The organism is Mesobacillus zeae (assembly GCF_003570705.1).
Classification (GTDB): domain Bacteria; phylum Bacillota; class Bacilli; order Bacillales; family Cytobacillaceae; genus Mesobacillus_C; species Mesobacillus_C zeae.
In genome coordinates this window covers 1-1,687 of sequence record NZ_QWVT01000052.1, presented here as the reverse complement: position 1 = coordinate 1,687, position 1,687 = coordinate 1, and the positions used below count along the sequence as shown (strand labels likewise).

The following is a 1,687-nucleotide window of genomic DNA, read 5'->3' as shown; positions in this document are numbered from 1 at the left end:
TTATTTGTGTCCAAGATATTGACTTAGATCCAAAACGGGTTAGTTAAACAAAGAGTTATCAACTAATCTTCATTCATTCGAAAAGGAAACGGAAGACTGCAGCCTTACGATTTACAAGGATATTGAGGAACAGATATACGAGACAGCAAAACACTCGACGGCCTAAAGTAATAAAGAAACCACCCTTTTCGGGTGGGTTTCTTTATTATCAAAAGTAACTGAAGGGATGCTTTCTACGACCATGGAAGCCCTATTTCCATTTTCTTAGCCAGCTCCCTGCTTTTTTTCCTTCTCTTCTTCCTGTTTTCCGCTCTCTCTGCCGCACTTTCATGAAGCATAATTTCCTCGTGTGTACTAGGGATGACTTTTGGGATAGATACAGGCTTTCCTTCTTTTGACAGGGCAACAAACGTCAGGAATGAAGTGGCTGCAAGTTTTCTTTCACCTGTCATGAGGTCTTCAGATATGACTTTAACAAATACTTCCATTGATGAAGTTCCGACCATGTCACAAATGATTCGAGGCAAACAGAATCATCCTTTTGTATGGGTATCAGGAAGTCGACGGAATCGGTCGATGCCGTGACAATGTCGCACCTTGCGTGACGAGATGCAGATATCGACGCAACATCATCAATCATACTCATCAGTTTTCCTCCGTACAGCGTTCCATGGTTGTTTGTATCGAGAGGAAACACCCTGCTTGTCTTTATTACTTTTGATGCAGAACACATCTTTGTTTCTTTATCCATACCTTTTCCTCTTTTCTTTCTTTTTTCTATTATGCGTGAGGTAGCCATTCAATATAGGAATAGAGAACTCATTGTTCGTCTCTTGCTTTAATTGAATTGAGGTTGCTAGGGCACCTTTTTCTTCTTCAACAAACGGGTTAGTTGAAGAAAAAGTATGACTCGGATTGAATTATTTTTTTTGTAATGTCATTATTAAATTAAAGTCACCTTACGTATATTCATTATATTAATTAATGAAGGTGGATTGTCAACACTAAAGGAGATGATTTTTAATGGAAAAAGTTATACCATTCTTAATGTTTCAAGATGGTAAAGCAGAAGAAGCGATGAATCATTACATATCAATCATTGACGATTCAGAAATTACAAGTATTGTTCGCTATGGGGCGAATGAAGCTGGAGACGAAGGAACTGTAATGCAGGCTACTTTTTCCTTAAAAGGGCAAGAATTTATGTGCATTGACAGTAATGTGAAGCATCAGTTTTCCTTTACTCCTTCATTCTCAATTTTTGTTACTTGTGATACTGAAGAAGAAATTAACAACCTTTATCAGAAACTTATCGAGGGTGGACAAGCACTTATGCCAATTGGTGATTATGGTTTTAGTCAGAGGTTTGGTTGGCTAAATGATCGGTTTGGAGTATCGTGGCAACTAAATCTTCCTTCGTGAAAGTCTTAAGTGTTTTCATTAAATAAATACTACATTAAAAGCAGCAAGGTATTACTTCATCAGGGGTAATACCTACTTTTATATTAAAGAGCTTATTTTGTGAAGTAAGCTGTTTTTCTCAAATCTCAATTATTTGTTATGCAAACTGGAAGTACTTTTTTTAAACCTCACGGAAGAATATACCTCCAAGGTAAAAAAAGCGGTGTCTCTTTTTATATTGCTCTTTCCGTACTTACTTATTCTTAATAAGGACTACAGCACTGTT

At 36.9% G+C, this 1,687-nt stretch carries 1 protein-coding gene and 1 pseudogene; one reads left to right on the top strand and one right to left on the bottom strand.

The window, feature by feature from the left end:
• Positions 1-233 precede the first annotated feature (233 nt).
• Positions 234-751, bottom strand: a pseudogene (locus D1970_RS21215) (acyl-CoA thioesterase).
• Positions 752-1,023: 272 nt separating this feature from the next.
• Between D1970_RS21215 and D1970_RS21210 the strand changes: the two are divergent.
• Entirely contained in the window at positions 1,024-1,422 is a 399-nt protein-coding gene (locus tag D1970_RS21210) for a VOC family protein (protein ID WP_119114845.1), read from the top strand.
• Positions 1,423-1,687 lie beyond the last annotated feature (265 nt).

Bases quoted from the DNA above. Each gene is read 5' to 3' on its own strand.
- D1970_RS21210 (WP_119114845.1), top strand. From the start codon at position 1,024: ATGGAAAAAGTTATACCATTCTTAATGTTTCAAGATGGTAAAGCAGAA.